The organism is Paraburkholderia fungorum, assembly GCF_900099835.1.
In the GTDB taxonomy this organism is placed as follows: domain Bacteria; phylum Pseudomonadota; class Gammaproteobacteria; order Burkholderiales; family Burkholderiaceae; genus Paraburkholderia; species Paraburkholderia fungorum_A.
The window spans coordinates 345,064-360,200 of record NZ_FNKP01000004.1 but is presented as its reverse complement, the minus strand read 5'-3'; the positions used below and the strand labels follow the sequence as shown (position 1 = coordinate 360,200).

The 15,137-nt window shown below is 59.1% G+C and carries 15 protein-coding genes; 9 read left to right on the top strand and 6 right to left on the bottom strand.

What is annotated here, in order from left to right; genetic code table 11:
* Positions 1 to 448 precede the first annotated feature (448 nt).
* On the top strand, positions 449 to 781 hold the full coding sequence (locus tag BLS41_RS39890; RefSeq protein WP_253189933.1) for a hypothetical protein: 333 nt from the start codon (positions 449 to 451) through the stop codon (positions 779 to 781).
* A 573-nt stretch (positions 782 to 1,354) separates the two neighbouring features.
* Here the strand turns inward: BLS41_RS39890 and BLS41_RS38835 are convergent.
* Entirely contained in the window at positions 1,355 to 1,705 is a 351-nt protein-coding gene (locus BLS41_RS38835) for a hypothetical protein (protein WP_074774546.1), read from the bottom strand.
* Positions 1,706 to 1,730: 25 nt separating this feature from the next.
* Positions 1,731 to 2,015: a hypothetical protein gene (locus BLS41_RS39885; protein ID WP_074774543.1), complete on the bottom strand. Its 285-nt coding sequence runs from the start codon at positions 2,013 to 2,015 to the stop codon at positions 1,731 to 1,733.
* 86 nt (positions 2,016 to 2,101) lie between these two features.
* Between BLS41_RS39885 and imuA the strand changes: the two genes are divergently transcribed.
* The 4 genes from imuA to BLS41_RS37295 are packed head-to-tail and all read left to right on the top strand — an operon-like array spanning position 2,102 to position 8,384.
* Complete coding sequence (imuA, locus tag BLS41_RS37310) at positions 2,102 to 2,809, top strand: translesion DNA synthesis-associated protein ImuA (RefSeq protein ID WP_074774540.1); 708 nt, start codon at positions 2,102 to 2,104, stop codon at positions 2,807 to 2,809.
* Positions 2,739 to 4,208, top strand: a complete 1,470-nt coding sequence (locus BLS41_RS37305; RefSeq protein WP_083380293.1) for a Y-family DNA polymerase — start codon at positions 2,739 to 2,741, stop codon at positions 4,206 to 4,208. Before imuA ends, BLS41_RS37305 begins: the two co-directional genes overlap by 71 nt.
* Positions 4,209 to 4,214: 6 nt before the next feature.
* A complete protein-coding gene (locus BLS41_RS37300; protein WP_074774537.1) occupies positions 4,215 to 7,364 on the top strand; it encodes an error-prone DNA polymerase in 3,150 nt (1,049 codons plus the stop codon).
* A 57-nt stretch (positions 7,365 to 7,421) separates the two neighbouring features.
* On the top strand, positions 7,422 to 8,384 hold the full coding sequence (locus BLS41_RS37295; protein WP_074774534.1) for an SOS response-associated peptidase family protein: 963 nt from the start codon (positions 7,422 to 7,424) through the stop codon (positions 8,382 to 8,384).
* A gap of 538 nt (positions 8,385 to 8,922) precedes the next feature.
* On the opposite strand, the gene BLS41_RS37290 is transcribed toward BLS41_RS37295, so the two are convergent.
* Together BLS41_RS37290 and BLS41_RS37285 are read right to left on the bottom strand one after the other, a co-directional pair.
* A complete protein-coding gene (locus tag BLS41_RS37290; RefSeq protein WP_074774531.1) occupies positions 8,923 to 9,426 on the bottom strand; it encodes a DMT family transporter in 504 nt (167 codons plus the stop codon).
* Between the two features lie 12 nt (positions 9,427 to 9,438).
* Entirely contained in the window at positions 9,439 to 9,864 is a 426-nt protein-coding gene (locus BLS41_RS37285; protein ID WP_143026508.1) for a DMT family transporter, read from the bottom strand.
* Positions 9,865 to 9,956: 92 nt separating this feature from the next.
* On the opposite strand from BLS41_RS37285, the gene BLS41_RS37280 reads away from it, so the two are divergent.
* The 3 genes from BLS41_RS37280 to BLS41_RS37270 all read left to right on the top strand — a co-directional run bounded on the left by BLS41_RS37280 (position 9,957) and on the right by BLS41_RS37270 (position 12,669).
* Positions 9,957 to 10,877: a LysR family transcriptional regulator gene (locus tag BLS41_RS37280; protein ID WP_074774525.1), complete on the top strand. Its 921-nt coding sequence runs from the start codon at positions 9,957 to 9,959 to the stop codon at positions 10,875 to 10,877.
* A gap of 131 nt (positions 10,878 to 11,008) precedes the next feature.
* Positions 11,009 to 11,638, top strand: a complete 630-nt coding sequence (locus BLS41_RS40250) for a GFA family protein (RefSeq protein WP_216350664.1) — start codon at positions 11,009 to 11,011, stop codon at positions 11,636 to 11,638.
* Positions 11,639 to 11,850: 212 nt separating this feature from the next.
* Positions 11,851 to 12,669 (top strand): alpha/beta fold hydrolase, encoded by an 819-nt coding sequence (locus BLS41_RS37270; protein ID WP_074774523.1) that lies wholly within the window; start codon positions 11,851 to 11,853, stop codon positions 12,667 to 12,669.
* Between the two features lie 196 nt (positions 12,670 to 12,865).
* Here the strand turns inward: BLS41_RS37270 and BLS41_RS37265 are convergent, their stop codons facing one another.
* Together BLS41_RS37265 and BLS41_RS37260 are read right to left on the bottom strand one after the other, a co-directional pair.
* Positions 12,866 to 13,588: a sulfite exporter TauE/SafE family protein gene (locus BLS41_RS37265; protein ID WP_074774520.1), complete on the bottom strand. Its 723-nt coding sequence runs from the start codon at positions 13,586 to 13,588 to the stop codon at positions 12,866 to 12,868.
* Between the two features lie 108 nt (positions 13,589 to 13,696).
* Complete coding sequence (locus BLS41_RS37260; protein WP_074774516.1) at positions 13,697 to 14,191, bottom strand: NUDIX hydrolase; 495 nt, start codon at positions 14,189 to 14,191, stop codon at positions 13,697 to 13,699.
* Between the two features lie 381 nt (positions 14,192 to 14,572).
* Here BLS41_RS37260 and BLS41_RS37255 point away from each other — a divergent pair, with 381 nt between their 5' ends.
* On the top strand, positions 14,573 to 15,094 hold the full coding sequence (locus tag BLS41_RS37255) for a GNAT family N-acetyltransferase (RefSeq protein ID WP_074774513.1): 522 nt from the start codon (positions 14,573 to 14,575) through the stop codon (positions 15,092 to 15,094).
* Positions 15,095 to 15,137: the final 43 nt, after the last annotated feature.

Genomic DNA, 15,137 nt, shown 5'->3' with positions numbered 1-15,137 from the left:
TCTGTCATGCCGCCCTCGCCTATACGGCTTGCCACACTGGAACTTGAGGCGTCTGGCTCGCTTGCGCAATTCTCGATGCCGTCCGGGCAACCCTGGCGGCTGCCGGGCGCTCCGAAGTGGACGATTCGAAGTAGGAGTTGTCGCGTCGCGAGTGGAACATCCGATGATGTCGCGCCAGTCATGTCTGGGCGAATAAGCCAGGGCAGTTCACCAACGCGATCGTCAAATTGTGCAGAAAAGATTCTGCGACATATCGGTGCGTCGGTCGTCATTCTGGTCCGGATGATCGTCACTTGTGATCATGGGCGACCTCGTATCGCTCTTGCGACAAGCTTCCGAATCTCGAACCACCAGTTGCTGCTGGCACCCGCGGCTGACAGTTGGAATTGCCCGCTGGGCATGGGCTCCGGGATGAGAAAATGGAGGGGAACGAAACGAGGAACCTGGAATGATCGAGTTCGTTAGCGAGACCCTGCTGGCGACGCTTTTCCCAGAGGGAGTGGGCGGGGCAGGCGCGTTGCGCGTAACCGAACCTGTCCCGGTCGATGACGCAATTGAAGCGAGTGGCATCGACTTCGACGGCATCCGCTACCTGGTCTCTTTTGCTGACGTAATGACGTATGCGGGCCACGACGAACAGTTTGTCCGAGAAACCGCCGCTGCATGGAATGGTGCATTCCTCCCCGCTCCAAACTCCCGGCTGGTCAAGTTTTTTCGCGCCGAGGCGGATCGGGAGACAATGTTTTACCCAGCGAATGGCCGCTGCCCGGTCCCGCGATGATCTGGCAGTCCAGCGAGGCACTCGGCATGACGCCAATCGCGCATGCCGATGCGTTTCCGGAAACGACGCAATACTTTTACATGCCACAAACGGGCAAACTGGACGCGTTATATATAGGTTGGTGAGGAAATTTGGGCGCGGTGAACTCGGGGAACGTTTCGCTGTGTGACCCGGCCAGCATCCGACGAAGGAGGTTTTTATGGCTTTGAACGCATCTAGCAGGCTACGCCCGAAGGTGATAGCCCTGCAGAAGCGCGGCGTTGCCGTGATTCTCCAGCGAACGGAAGCAGCGGTCGAGAACGGTGCACTGGCCGGAAAGACGGCGCGCGAGACCTACCGTGCAACGGTACGCGTGCGTACCCGGCGCACTGCGGAATCAGAGTCGTAAATGGGTGGATTTTTCTGAGCGAGACGCCACCGGAAGGTGGCGTTTTGTTTTGCGTCGACGTTCAGCGCTCCTCTGCGTTCTGGCCAGATCGTGGCTGTATCGACAATCAGTCTCCGAGACGCAACTCGAATCCAACGTCCTGCAGACTGCGCCTTTACCTGGTGTCCTGTCCGTGATGCATGTCCTTAACGTGCAATATGCACATCTGCCCGACGCGAATCGACACGCAGGATGTTCCCTTCTGGTGTGATCTGGCGTGGAATATCCGTCCAGTCAGGCTCGGCCATTTTCGATCGACCCACAGCCTTGCAGCATTCTGCGGTTGCTTGAGGCAATGGCACAGTTCGCGTGTGCGTCCGGTAACGAATCGGGTGAACCGGCGCATGATGATGCCTGGATCGCTTATGCAATGACCCGGGATGCTGCCTTCCACCACGCGCCTCGGGCGGGTTCCAGACCTCGATATAGTGTTCGTCTGCCATCACCGACGACGCGAACATCAGCAGAATCACCCCCGCTCCCAGGTATCGACGCATGCATTCTCCAGAGTTGCCATTCCACCTATCCCTTGCACAACTTCGCGGTTCCGACGCACCCGCCGTCGCAGCCGGCGCAATAGTGCCGGTCCCGTAGAGATCGGTCAACTGCCCAGACATTAGTCTGGCCGTGGCTGGGCGTCCCGACCGTGCGCCCGTTTTCACGCGCGTAAAACGTCGGCTCCCCAGCCTTGCCGCGGCGAATGGCTTCGTCAATCTCCGTCTCGCCGAACACCCTATTCATGCCCGCGACAAACTCGGCAATCTCGGGCATTGGGTGTCCAACAGGCTTCCGCACACGCATATCTATCTTGTCTACCCGCCGATAAGTGTCTATCCACTGTCACTCAAATCCGTGTAGGATACTGTATATCCATACAGGTATTTTTGGCAAACATGACCTTGCCCGCGCCGTCCCCGGAAGCTATTCACCCGTCCTTGTGGCGGGCGTCCCAGCTTGCGCGCGGGCGTGGGCGGGTCGTCGACACCGGCTATCCGGCCCTGTCGGAGGAGCTCCCGGGCGGGGGCTGGCCGATCGGCGCACTGGTCGACCTGCTGGTTCAGCAGGCCGGCGTAGGAGAGATGCGCCTGCTTCGCCCCGCGCTCAGCACGCTGGGTAAGCGCCCGGTCGCCATGGTGCAGCCACCTCATGTGCCGAACGCACTTGGGCTCGAATACATCGGCATGACGCCGGACCAGCTACTGCAGATCCGTGCGTCAAAGACAGCAGACGCCCTGTGGTCGGCCGAGCAGATCCTGCGTGCCGGAAGCTGTGGCGCCCTGCTCTTCTGGTCGCAGTACGTCCAGACGTCGTCGCTCAGACGGCTTCATCTGGCCGCGCAATCATCGGAAACGCTCTTTTTCATGGTATGGCCGCTGGCTGCTGCGCAGGATGCATCACCTGCCGTTTTGCGGCTGGCGCTACGGCCAGAGCGGGACGGCCTGACCGTCGACATCACCAAGCGACGAGGTCCAGCACGCGCAGAACCTCTGTCCATTCCACTTCAACCAACACCTGTCCTGTTTTCACACCATGCGCGTATTTCTCGCCGTCCACTTGCCCCGGTTGCAACTCGAGGTCTTCCGGCCAAAGTGGCTGTCTGAGCCAACGCATGGCTGTGTCGTTCTCGACAGGGGCAAAGTGCTGGTAGCGGACGGCGTTGCGCGGGCAGCCGGTGTGCGGACTGGCATGAAGCGCGGCGGCGTTCTAACGCTGGCGCCTGAGACGGAAATGGTCGAACGCGACACCACGCGCGAGGACGCAGCGCAGCGCGAAGTCGCCCTGGCGCTCATGCAGTTTTCCCCTGACGTCGCGGTGCTGGATGAGGCCGTCGTGATGGCCGACATTGGCGGCAGCCTGCGTCTTTTTGGTGGACTGCTTGCGATATGCCGCGAAGCCCGCCGCCTCCTCAACGCTATTGGGCTTACAGCGCGCATCAGTGCCGCGCCGACGGGCCAAGGCGCCTGGCTACTGGCGAGAAGCGGGAGCCGTCGCGTGGTCAAGCTGGACTCGCTCGAGCGGCAGTTGTCCGTGTTGCCCCTGCTATCCGTGCCCGAAATGCGGCAGTTTGCAGACTGGTTCGCAGGTATGGGTTGCGCCACGATCGCCGACATCCGGAGGCTGCCCCGGGCCGGTTTGCAACGCCGTTGTGGCGAGCACCTGCTCGATTCGCTGGACCGTGCGTTCGGCACCGCACCCGAGCTTTTCGACTGGCTGGAATTGCCGCCGACATTTTCTGCCCGGATCGAGATGCCGGACCGTATTGAACACGCCGATGCCGCACTCTTCGGTGCACACCGTCTGATCGTGCAGCTTTGCGGCTGGTTGTGCGCCAAACAGCTTGCTCTCACGGGAGCGACACTGTTGCTGGAGCACGAGCGCGGCAGGCAGGCGATCGAGCCCACGCCGATCGACATTGCGTTAGGCGAGCCGACGTGGAAAGAGGATCACCTCGTCCGGCTGATCAAGGAACGGCTTGGCCGCATAGAACTGACAGCGCCTGTCATCGCCCTGCGACTCGACGCAACGAACGTCCAGCCGGCCGAAGCGGTCTCCGATACGCTATTTCCAGAACCCGGCGGCTCTGCCGAGGACCACGCACGTCTGCTCGAATTGCTCGTCGCACGGCTGGGCGAAGACAACGTGCTGCGCCCGGCGCCGACCGCCGATTACCGCCCTGAGATTGCCAACCGGTGGGTGCCTGTCGCGAGCACGTCGAAAAGCACAGTGCTTCCCGAGGGATTTCCGCGACCCACCTGGCTGCTCGACAATCCGGTGCGGCTCCTGATGCGCCAACACCGTCCGTTCTATGGCTCGCCCTTGCGCATGGTGTCGCCGGGCGAGCGCATCGAGGCCGGCTGGTTCGACGGCGAACTGGTCACGCGCGACTACTTCGTCGCACAGGGTGACGACCAGAGCTGCTTCTGGATCTATCGTGAGCGCGTCAGCAGCCGCGACGCCGAAGACGATCAGAGGTGGTTTCTGCACGGCATGTTTGGATGACATGCGATGGATACCAGCTTCTCCACCCTCCCGGATTACGCGGAACTGTTCTGCTTTTCGAATTTCACGTTTCTGCACGGCGCATCGCATGCGGAAGAGCTGGCCGCACGCGCAGCGCAGCTCGGCTATTCTGCGCTGGCGATTACCGATGAGTGTTCACTCGCAGGCGTGGTCCGTGCCCACGTCGCGGCAAAGTCGGCAGTGCTGCGGCTCATTGTAGGTTCGTATTTCAGGCTGGTGAATGCTGACGGCTCCCCTGCCTTCGGACTCGTCCTGCTGGCAAAAAACCGTGAGGGGTACGGCAACCTGTCCGAATTGATCACCCTCGCCCGTACGCGCGCACCGAAAGGCAGTTACCGGCTCACGCCGCAGGACCTGTCGCGACCTGAGAAAGACAATCGGCATCTGCTCGGCATGCCGGACTGTCTCGCTATCCTCGTTCCGGATTTTCCGGCAAAGGAAGATGTGCTGGCCGCACAGGTTCAGTGGCTTGACGATACGTTCACCGGTCGCGCGTCGGTCGGACTGGTGCTACATCAGCGCGCAATGGACGACATCCATCGCGGCGCCGTCGAGTTCGTCGCCCGCAACGCGGACGTGCCCGTCGTGGCACTCGGCAACGTGGTCATGCACGTGCGCTCACGCAAGCCGCTGCAGGACACGATGACGGCCATCCGTGTGGGCAGGCCGGTGCACGAATGCGGGTACGATCTGGCGCCCAATGCGGAACAGCATCTTCGTTCAAGGCTTCGACTGGCCAACCTGTATCCGGTCGATGCGCTCGACGCGACCGTTGACCTCGCTGCCCGTTGTACGTTCTCACTGGATGAACTGCGCTATGAGTATCCCGACGAACTGGTTCCTGCTGGCTCTACGCCGGCGGCCTACCTCCGGCAGGAAACCTATTTCGGCGCACAGCGACGCTTTCCATCGGGCATTCCACACAGCGTCCAGGAGCAGATTGAACACGAACTCGAATTGATCGCGGACCTGAAGTACGAGCCATATTTTCTGACTGTGTATGACATCGTGCGCTTTGCGCGCAGCCAGCACATCCTGTGTCAGGGACGTGGTTCGGCCGCCAACAGTGCGGTCTGCTACTGTTTAGGCGTCACCGAGGTCGACCCTGCCCGGGGCAACATGCTGTTCGAGCGCTTCATCAGCAAGGAGCGCGGCGAGCCACCCGATATCGACGTCGATTTCGAGCACCAGCGACGCGAAGAGGTCATCCAGTATATCTATCGCAAATATGGTCGGGACCGGGCAGCGATCGCGGCCGCCGTCTCGACATACCGGCCACGCGGCGCGCTGCGCGAGACAGGAAAAGCGCTCGGCGTCGATCCGCAGATCGTAGATATGGTCGCGAAGTCGCACCAATGGTTTGACACGAGTCAGGACCTGCTCGGGCGCTTTGCAGAGTCGGGCCTCGACGTCAGCAAGCCCTTGATCCAGTCATGGGCTCGACTTGCGTCGCAGCTGCTGAATTTTCCCCGCCATCTGTCGCAACATTCTGGCGGATTCGTCATCAGCCGCGGCAAGCTCACGCGGCTCGTTCCCGTCGAAAACGCGGCGATGGCGGACCGCAGCGTGATCGAGTGGGACAAGGATGATCTTGAATCGCTGGGGCTGCTCAAGATCGACGTGCTTGCGCTCGGCATGCTGTCCGCTATTCGGCGCACCCTGGATCTGGTTTCAGAGCAGCGCGGCGAACGCTTCGAGATGCAGGACATTCCACCCGAGGATGAGGCCACCTACGACATGATCTCGGCCGCCGATACTGTCGGCGTGTTCCAGATTGAATCGCGCGCACAGATGAGCATGTTGCCGCGCATGCGGCCACGCACCTTCTACGATCTGGTGATCGAGGTCGCGATTGTACGGCCCGGCCCTATCCAGGGCGGCGCCGTCCATCCGTATCTCCAGCGACGCCAGGGTTTCGAGCCGGAGACCTATCCAAGCGAGGCGCTCAGGACAGCTCTGGGCCGCACACTAGGTGTACCGATCTTCCAGGAGCAGGTGATGCAGGTCGCGATCCTCGCGGCAGGATTTACCGCCGGCGAGGCGGACCAGCTGCGGCGCGCCATGGCTGCGTGGAAGCGCAAAGGCGGTCTCGAAAAATACTACGATCGCATCGTGTTTGGCATGCAGGAACGCGGCTATGAGCTCGCATTTGCCGAAGGCATCTTTGAGCAGATCAAGGGCTTCGGCGAGTACGGCTTCCCGGAAAGCCATGCGGCCAGTTTCGCGCTCCTCGTCTACGCCAGCAGTTGGCTCAAATGCCACGAGCCCGAGGCGTTCCTGACGGCCATGCTCAACAGCCAGCCGATGGGCTTTTATTCGCCTTCGCAGCTGGTGCAGGACGCCACGAGACACGGGGTCAGGGTGTTGCCCGTTGATGTGACCGTGAGCGGATGGGACTCGTCGCTCGAATCGATTGCTGGCCAGATACGACCTGCTGTCCGGCTCGGACTTTCGTTGCTCCGCGGCATGAAGGATGGCGCCGCAGAGCGCATCGAGAATGCCCGCGCCGTGCGGCATTTCGAAAGCGTCAACGATCTGGCCCGTCGGGCACAACTCGACCGGAAAGACCTGCACGTCCTTGCGGACGCGAATGCACTGACCTCGCTCGCGGGCAATCGCCGCGAAGCGCTCTGGCAGTCGGTGGCCGCGATCCCTGACCGGGACATGCTGGCTACCGCTGCCGTCCAGGACGAGACGCCTGCGCTCGGAGCGCCGACGGAGGCTCACGACATGGTGGCCGACTACCGCTCGGTTGGCCTGACACTCGGGCGACATCCGCTGGAACTGCTCAGACCGCAACTGCTCGAAAACCGCCTGATGCCGGCGTCGACCCTGCGCACCTATCGCGACGGCCGTCTCGCGCGAGGCTGCGGGCTGGTGACGGTACGCCAACGGCCTGGCACCGCCAAGGGCGTCATGTTCGTGACCCTCGAAGATGAGACGGGCAACGTCAATGTGATCATCTGGCCCAGCCTGCTGGAGAAGCAGCGGAAGGAAGCCCTTGGCGCCCCTCTGCTTGCCGTCTATGGCACGTGGCAATGTCAGGGCGAAGTCCGGCATCTTGTCGCCCAGCGGCTCGTGGACATGTCGCACCTGCTAGGCGGACTGACCACCGTCAGCCGGGACTTTTGCTGACCGCGCACAAATGCGTATCATGGACAGGCACCATGGACACACACCACGGAGGGTTCCATGTGTTACTCGGCTCAGATCGTGGCGGACTACCGCAAGTTCGTGCGCATGTTCGGCGCGCTGATGGACATTCACGAGTTCGCGCGCCTGTTCTTCGAACGCGCTGAAGGCATCAGCAAGGCAAAGGTGCCCAAGGCCATGGAAGACGCGTTCGCCCAACCACAGTCTGAGACTGACGCGCAGATCAAAACACTGATCGAACGGTTCAACGCCGAACAGTTGTCAAAACTCGAGCAGGACCTGTTTAAACAGCGCAAGCGGCTGGCCGATGCCGAACGGACACTTCAAACGAAAGTGACCAAGGCGGCGACCGAGAGCCAACGCATCGCTACTGACAAGATTGCCTGGGCATTGCGCAAGCTCGATGACATTCGACGCCCTGAGCTTCTACCTCGGGACTCACGCATTTTCCCGGGTCAGTACGCGCCTGTCATGGTCATGGAAAATGGCCAGCGCGTGATTAAACCCATGCGCTATCAGTGCCGTATTGCCGGGAAGCCCGCGTCCTACGACGTCAAATATCCTGGAACGTACAACGCGCGGCGCGACAACCTTGAAGGGTTCTGGAAACCATGCTTTGGGTACACGCATGGCGTCATGCTGGTCGACGTTTTCTATGAAAACGTCAGCAAGGCGAAATTCGAAGGAACGCTTTCAGAGACACACGAACGCGATGAAAACGTCGTTCTGGAGTTTCGCCCCAGTAACGGCGAACTAATGCATGTCGCCTGTATCTGGTCACGCTGGACAGCACCGGGCGAGCCGGATCTGCTGTCGTTCGCGGCGATCACCGATGAACCACCACCGGAAGTGGCGGCTGCTGGCCACGACCGGTGCATCATTCCAATCAAACCAGAAAACATCGACGCGTGGCTTAACACCGATGCGTCGGATCTCGGAGCTCTCTATGCCATCCTCGATGACCGCGACCAGCCGTATTATGAGCATCGACTGGCTGCGTAAGGCGGCACAGTCCCGACGGCCGTGGCGATGTTTCCGTATCTGAGCGCTGAAAAGGCTACCTGCATATCCCGATCGTCCACGGATGCGCGATAGAAGATATCTTCAGCAGCGCTTCGCGCGCCCAAACCGTTCAACATGCTTCATCACTTCGCGGACGCTTCGGAGCGCCATTTTGCAAACGCTCCGGTTATACGATGACCGTTTGATGTAACCGGATGCGGCCTGCTCATCTCCCGCAACTCACGGTGGCGGGTGGCCCCGTGCTGCATCGAGCAGCCACCGAACACGACCAGCTCAATACGACCCAACCCGGTCATACAGCTTCCTCCAAACCGGTCATTCAGCCGAATCCATGTTCAGCGAACTGGAGTGCCGGTAAGCGGCCGCTGGCGAACTCACCCGATCGGCCAAATCCGGCCGGTCGTGACGGGAATACTGCCCTCGCCTGAATGACCGGACAAATCCTGAAAACGACCTTCCTCAGTCAAGCGAAGAATCGCAACCCGCGTCAGTACTAAACCTGTTCGAGTTCGGTCTCCTACTCGATTACCGACAGCACTCGTGCCGGGTCGCCCTGCATCCGTTTGCTCTTTCTGGCGCTTGCAGCATTGCTCTGATAGATCAGCGCCAGCGCCAGGGCGAGTAGTGCCATTGCGGCGTAGCGCCGGGTCCCGAGTTCAATCACGGTGTTGCCGAGCCATCCAAAATTATCGATCAGCAGGCTCATCAGAAGCTGTCCGCTAATGACGGCGACAGTCGCCGCCGCTGTACCCACTCGCGGCATTGCAAACACAATGACGAGCATGTAAATGACGCCAAAAAATGCGCCTGTGATCTGCCAGCGCGGTGCGGTGAACAGCGTGAGCGCGTGATGCCCTTCTGCGAAGAACGAGATCACGAACGTGACTAGCGCGCCGAGGGTGAACGTCAGCCAAGCGCTTTCGAGTACACCTACGGTACTTCCAAGTCGGCCATTGATGGCCGATTGCGCACACAGAACAGCGCCGCTTGCGACCACGAGAATCAGCATTGCAACAAACATTTTTCTGCTCCTTCAATGTATCAACCAGAGCGCAGCGAGGATCGCGATCAGTGCTCCGACGCGGTAACGGTCCACTTCCCTGCGGACACTGCCCAGCCAGCCTTGATGGTCAATGATCAGGCTCGCTGCCACCTGTCCAAACAGAATGCCTACCATCGTCATGCCGACGCCGATGTGCGGGGTAGCAAGGGTTAGCGCGAGCACATAGATCGGCCCTAGTACGCCGCCGGTCAGCATCCATCGCGGTTGGGAAAACAGCACGCCCAGCTTGGCGCGATTGAACACAAGCCCAAAGGTCAGCAACAGCGAACCCATTCCGAAGATTCCGAGCGTCGCCCAGCCTTGTCCCACTTCCTGTCCCAGTGGGCCGAGTAACCCCGCCTCAACCGACAACCCCATACCGGCAAGCACGATCAGCGGTATCAATAACAAATTCATCATCTGCTCCCAAAGAAACGCATGGTAAATCGATGCATTTTCTGGAACAATCCAGCACAATTCGAAAACACTAATGCTTTTTCGGCAACTTCATGCAAATCAAGGCGTTGCGGCTTTTCGTGCACGTGGCGGGGACAGGCAGTTTTAGCGAAACCGCCAGGCATTTTGGCGTTCCGGGTTCGTCCGTCTCAAGACATATCGCTGCGCTCGAAGAGGATATAGGCCAGCGGCTACTGTTCCGGCATACGCGTGCAGTCCGGCTCACCGAGGCTGGAGAGCGCTACTTTGTGCAGGTCAGGGAGGCACTGGAACTACTGGACGCGGCTACCGAGACAGCGGCCGACAAGGATGCAGCGCCGCGGGGGCTGGTGCGCGTCAACGTACCGGTTGCGCTAGGTCGGCGGCACATTGCGCCTTTGATTGCGGAATTCCAGCAACAGCACCGCGAGCTATCCGTGGAACTCATGCTGACAGATGCTTTCGTTGATCCGGTACAGGAGGGAGCCGATGTCACGGTACGGATCGGCAAGCTTGCTGATTCAAGCCTTGTTGCACGAACACTCGGTCCCCAACGCTATCTGGTTTGCGCAAGTCCGAAATATTTGAAAAGGAACGCTGCACCGTCAGAACCGAGTGAACTGAAAACACATAATTGCCTCATCTACAAAGGGCATCTCGGTGTTCAGCGCTGGTATTTCTCGCGTCCCGACGAACTGCACTATCAGCCTTTCGAAATAAGCGGCGACCTTCGCAGCAACAATGCCGAAGTTCTGGTGGCTGCGGCGCTGGCTGGTCAGGGAGTCGTGCTGTTCCCTAGCTGGCTTTACGATGCAGACGCGTTGAAGGCGAAAAAGCTCGTTCGCCTGTTGCCTGACTGGCTGGCCTCGGTCGAACCGGAGCCGTCGGAGATAAACCTGGTATTTCCTGAAAGCCGTCTCCGCTCTCGAAAGGTGAAATTGCTATCCGACTTCCTGCTCGAACGAATCGGGACGCCCCCGTATTGGGAGTTCTGATCGCCACGGCCAAACGTCTTGAATGACCGATGGCGAATGGCTAGCAGTCAATCAATGTGCGTTACTTGGAGGACCGTTTTGGGTCGGGCTGAGTCCGTCCACACTTCAAACTCATCGCCGGAAAGCGGTCAGTGGAATTCAACTGCCTGGAAGCGGCCACTTGGCAATGCGTCTTCCCGACCCGTTGCAGACAGTCACGATTGCCTCAACCGGACGCTCGCGAGCGTATTTGCCGTGCGATAAAGGCAACGCTACACTGCGCGGGTGATGAGGAAGTGCCTGCCAGTAAGCTTCAGGCGAGCCACCTTTTTAATGTCAGTAAAGACCGTAAGGCGATAGAAGGAAACAATGACGTGACTGCTCCATTTTCCGGCGCGTGCGCTTGCGGATCAATCCGCTATGTATGCTCGCGTGCCCCTGTTGCGACGCTAAACTGCCACTGCTTGGACTGTCAGCGCGCAAGCGGCGCTCCCTTTGCGTCCGGTTTCATCGTCCGGGTGTCCGACGTGACGATAACGGGCTCGCCGAAGACGTACTCAGTTCGTGCTAGCAGTGGCAAACTCGCGACTCGCAGCTTTTGTTCCGATTGCGGCACTCCTCTTTTCACGCGTGGGGAAGCTGCTCCGGAAGTGATGTCCATCCGCTTCCCGACGCTGTACGATCCGTCGAAGTTTCAGCCGATGCTGGATATCTGGACATCTAGTGCGCAGCCATGGACTTGCCTTAGTCAGGCAACTCCACACTATCCCCAGTCGCCCTAATTTGACTCCATGCCGGTCGAACGACCGTCCTGCCGGAAGTATGTGCCGGCCAAAACGGTGGGCCGCATTGGACAGAGCTGAGTCCGACAGTTATCGCCTCAGATCGACCCGTTGCGGACTCTCGGTTTCTTGCAAAGCGGCCGTTCAGCGGCGAAGAATGCAAGTCAGTGCAGCGTGTACTATGCACATTCCCAGACATAGGGAGGGTCGCGATGGAAAGCCTTTTAATCACTTCGGGCCGAGCGAATTTGGCGACGGACGTCATCGGAAGCGGTGAGCCGATTGTATTTCTGCACGCTCGGGTCGCGGACCGCCGGATGTGGGGCCACCAGATGCTTGACATTGGCACTGGCCACCAAGCCATCGCCTATGATCGACGCGGATTTGGCGGAACAGTTGCCGAAGCGGAGGACCACTCTGCCGTTGAGGATTTGATCACCGTTCTCGAATCAGTCGCAGGCGGAGCCCCTGCAATACTCGTTGCCTGCTCTCAAGGGGGAGGCATCGCACTCGACGCAACTCTTCGATATCCGGCGTGTGTTCGCGGTCTCGTTCTTATCGCGCCGAATGTGACAGGCGCGCCGAAAATGACTCACGCAGGGCGGGTTGAAGATTTGGTCACCCGCTTGGCGGTGGCTGAGGCACAGAATGACACTGAAGAGGCTATCGCGATTCGAACGACTCTCTGGCTTGATGGTCCGTTTCAATCTGAGGGGCGCGTGACGGGTGAAGCTCGTAGGCTGTTTAATGAGATGAACGCTGTCGCTCTCGGTTTGCGGTCGCCGGGCACGAATACTGATGCACCGATCGCCTATGGGCGGTTGGGCGAACTGTCAGTGCCGACTTTGGTGATGTGTGGGCACTTGGACCTACCCGGCATTCAGGAGCAAAGTCGTTACGTCGCGGCCAGCGTAGCCCGCGGGACGTTCCACCAAATATCGAGCACAGCGCATTTGCCGTCCCTTGAGCGGCCTCAGGAAGTCACGAGCGTGATCGCGGGTTTCATCGAGCAATGTCGATCCCAGCAATAGCTGAGGACGCGAAAAACCCGACGAGGACTTTCCGGTGTTGCATGAAGTGATTGTTGACGATCTAAAAGATGTTATCGAGTGACGGTTGTTGGCCGAAGCGGGGCCGATAGCGATCGGTTCACGCCGGCCCATAAAAGGGACCGCCGACCAGATGTCTTGTCGATGGCTGCTTTCACATAACCATTGAGATTTACACCTAGCGTGCTGCCGCCCACAGTAGCGAAAGCCCGGATGACAGCATTAATCCATCGACGACCAGCTTGAAAGTACCCGGGCTCATGCGCGTAACGATACGGCGTGCGGCGAACGTCCCGGCCATCAACGCCGAACCGGTGATTAATCCATCGAACACGACCGGCAGCGGCAGTGCTCCAAAGTGATTGAAGACCATAACCTTGGCACCGTAGACCGCGATAGAGCCGGTGGCTTCGGTCGCTAGAAATGCGCCTTTTACCAGACCATATCCCATGAACACGGGTACGGTAATCGGGCCGGTTGAGACAACAATACCGGTGAGAAAGCCCACCACCGCACCGATCCCTGCCAGTTGCAGCAGCGAAAACTGAATTGCATGACGAGCAAGCCAGCGCCGCGTGGGAACCATGGCGACAAAGAATACGCCGAGCGCAAGCTCGACGGCATGCGGTGGCAAGGCCAGCAGCGTGCGCACGCCCAAAGCCGCTGCCGGTACAGCAGTCACGCAATAGGCACAACATGCGCGCCAGTCAATCTCGCGCCACCACGAGAGTACCTTGCCGAGATTACCCATGATTGCGGCAATCGCCATGATCGGAACGGCCTGTTGCGGGCCATATAGCATGACCAGAACAGGCATCAGCAGCATGGACGATCCCGTGCCGATTACGCCACTTAAGGTTCCTGCGAGCAAGCCAACGCAAAGCACCAAGAGATATCCCATCTCAGGCTCTCCACCGTAGAAAAAAATGAATTTAGAGTCATAGCCGATAATGGTTCGCAGGAGAAATCGATCGGCATTCGATATCGCGAGTTCTCGTTAGCGCTCGATTTAAGAACGGCTAACTGTGAATCGCTCTCCGTCTTGAACGACATGAGCGGGTTCGAGTTGGCTCTGTGCAAGAAACTTGCGAAGAAATGCAGGCCTGATGTCCAGTGACGATACTTGTACGCGTGGAAACCACGCAAATTCGAGGCGTTTGCTTCCTTCCACACCATGGTGGCGCCCGGGTAAATCAAGCATTGGCGACCCTGCTTTTAAGGTGGCAGCAAAGTACAGTCCGATCTCGTGATGCTGTCGACTTTCGTGGGAGAAAAAATTTTCCACGGTCCACAACATCTTTCCCACATCAATATCCGCGCCAACTTCCTCCCGCATCTCTCGGATCACAGTTTGCTCTGCGCGCTCGCCGGGTTCTACTCGACCACCCGGCAAGCACCAGAAATCCTGACCTTCAACTTGATGCAGTAAAACATGGTCAGACCTCGTAATAACGACAGCTGCTCGAAACTGGAAACGGTGAGTTCCTAGGTCGAATGCGATCATCTTTCCTCGCTACGTTGGGCGATAAAAGAGCGTGCTGTCCATGCGCCGCCGAGGTCTGCTTTCGGCCGTAGGATCGTCATGCGTTCGCTCAGGACACGGAGGTTAGCAAATCGCTATTACGGTAACCCGACTAATCGCCACTTCGTCGACAATCAAGCCTGTGCTGACGAACGACTGGTTCTGGCCGTCAGCGTCTTATGCGACGGGCATATCTCGACCCGCACCGGTCAATCAATAGTCGAATACCCGCTACTGACCGAATTTGCAACGTGAACATTGCGCACGTAGAGTGTGACGGCAAAATTCTATTGCCGTATCGACGCGTTCGACTGCCTATTGGCAGATCAGCTGTCTATGTGACCCTGAACCGCTGGAGCACCGATGAGAATCCGTATTGCGACGGTGGCAGATGCATTGCCACTTGCCAAATTGAAACGTGACACATTCCGGGAAACATTTCTTTCGGAGGGATACGGCATCGACTACCCGCCGGGCGATCTAATCAAGCATGAGGAAGAAAACTACTCGATAACAACGATCACAGACCAGCTCACCAATCGCGAAAATCGCACCTGGGTAGTTGAGTGCGAGGACGGCGGATTGATTGGTTACGCGCAAGTGGGGCCGTGCAAGCTTCCGCACTCCGATGTGCCAGAGGGGGCGGCGGAAATATATCAAATCTACATTCGGCGCGGTGCCCAGGGAACGGGTGTTGGACGAAAGTTGTTTAACTCGGCACTTGCCTATCTGGCAGTGGAGCGCCCCGGCGCGGTATGGCTCGGTGTATGGTCCGGTAACACGAAGGCCATTGCCTTCTACGAAAAGGCAGGGTTTAGCCTCGTCGGCACTTGCGATTTCAAGGTCGGCGAATCGACTGATCTACATCTGATCTATCGTTGTTGATTCGTGCGGGCGCGATCAACCGGCTGCGGCGGTCGAGCGGCTT

Bases quoted from the DNA above. Each gene is read 5' to 3' on its own strand.
- BLS41_RS37285 (WP_143026508.1), bottom strand. From the start codon at position 9,864: ATGAATTTGTTATTGATACCGCTGATCGTGCTTGCCGGTATGGGGTTG.
- imuA (WP_074774540.1), top strand. From the start codon at position 2,102: ATGACCTTGCCCGCGCCGTCCCCGGAAGCTATTCACCCGTCCTTGTGG.
- BLS41_RS37270 (WP_074774523.1), top strand. From the start codon at position 11,851: ATGGAAAGCCTTTTAATCACTTCGGGCCGAGCGAATTTGGCGACGGAC.
- BLS41_RS38835 (WP_074774546.1), bottom strand. From the start codon at position 1,705: ATGCGTCGATACCTGGGAGCGGGGGTGATTCTGCTGATGTTCGCGTCG.
- BLS41_RS37305 (WP_083380293.1), top strand. From the start codon at position 2,739: ATGCGCGTATTTCTCGCCGTCCACTTGCCCCGGTTGCAACTCGAGGTC.
- BLS41_RS37295 (WP_074774534.1), top strand. From the start codon at position 7,422: ATGTGTTACTCGGCTCAGATCGTGGCGGACTACCGCAAGTTCGTGCGC.
- BLS41_RS37255 (WP_074774513.1), top strand. From the start codon at position 14,573: ATGAGAATCCGTATTGCGACGGTGGCAGATGCATTGCCACTTGCCAAA.
- BLS41_RS37280 (WP_074774525.1), top strand. From the start codon at position 9,957: ATGCAAATCAAGGCGTTGCGGCTTTTCGTGCACGTGGCGGGGACAGGC.
- BLS41_RS39890 (WP_253189933.1), top strand. From the start codon at position 449: ATGATCGAGTTCGTTAGCGAGACCCTGCTGGCGACGCTTTTCCCAGAG.
- BLS41_RS37300 (WP_074774537.1), top strand. From the start codon at position 4,215: ATGGATACCAGCTTCTCCACCCTCCCGGATTACGCGGAACTGTTCTGC.
- BLS41_RS37260 (WP_074774516.1), bottom strand. From the start codon at position 14,191: ATGATCGCATTCGACCTAGGAACTCACCGTTTCCAGTTTCGAGCAGCT.
- BLS41_RS37290 (WP_074774531.1), bottom strand. From the start codon at position 9,426: ATGTTTGTTGCAATGCTGATTCTCGTGGTCGCAAGCGGCGCTGTTCTG.
- BLS41_RS37265 (WP_074774520.1), bottom strand. From the start codon at position 13,588: ATGGGATATCTCTTGGTGCTTTGCGTTGGCTTGCTCGCAGGAACCTTA.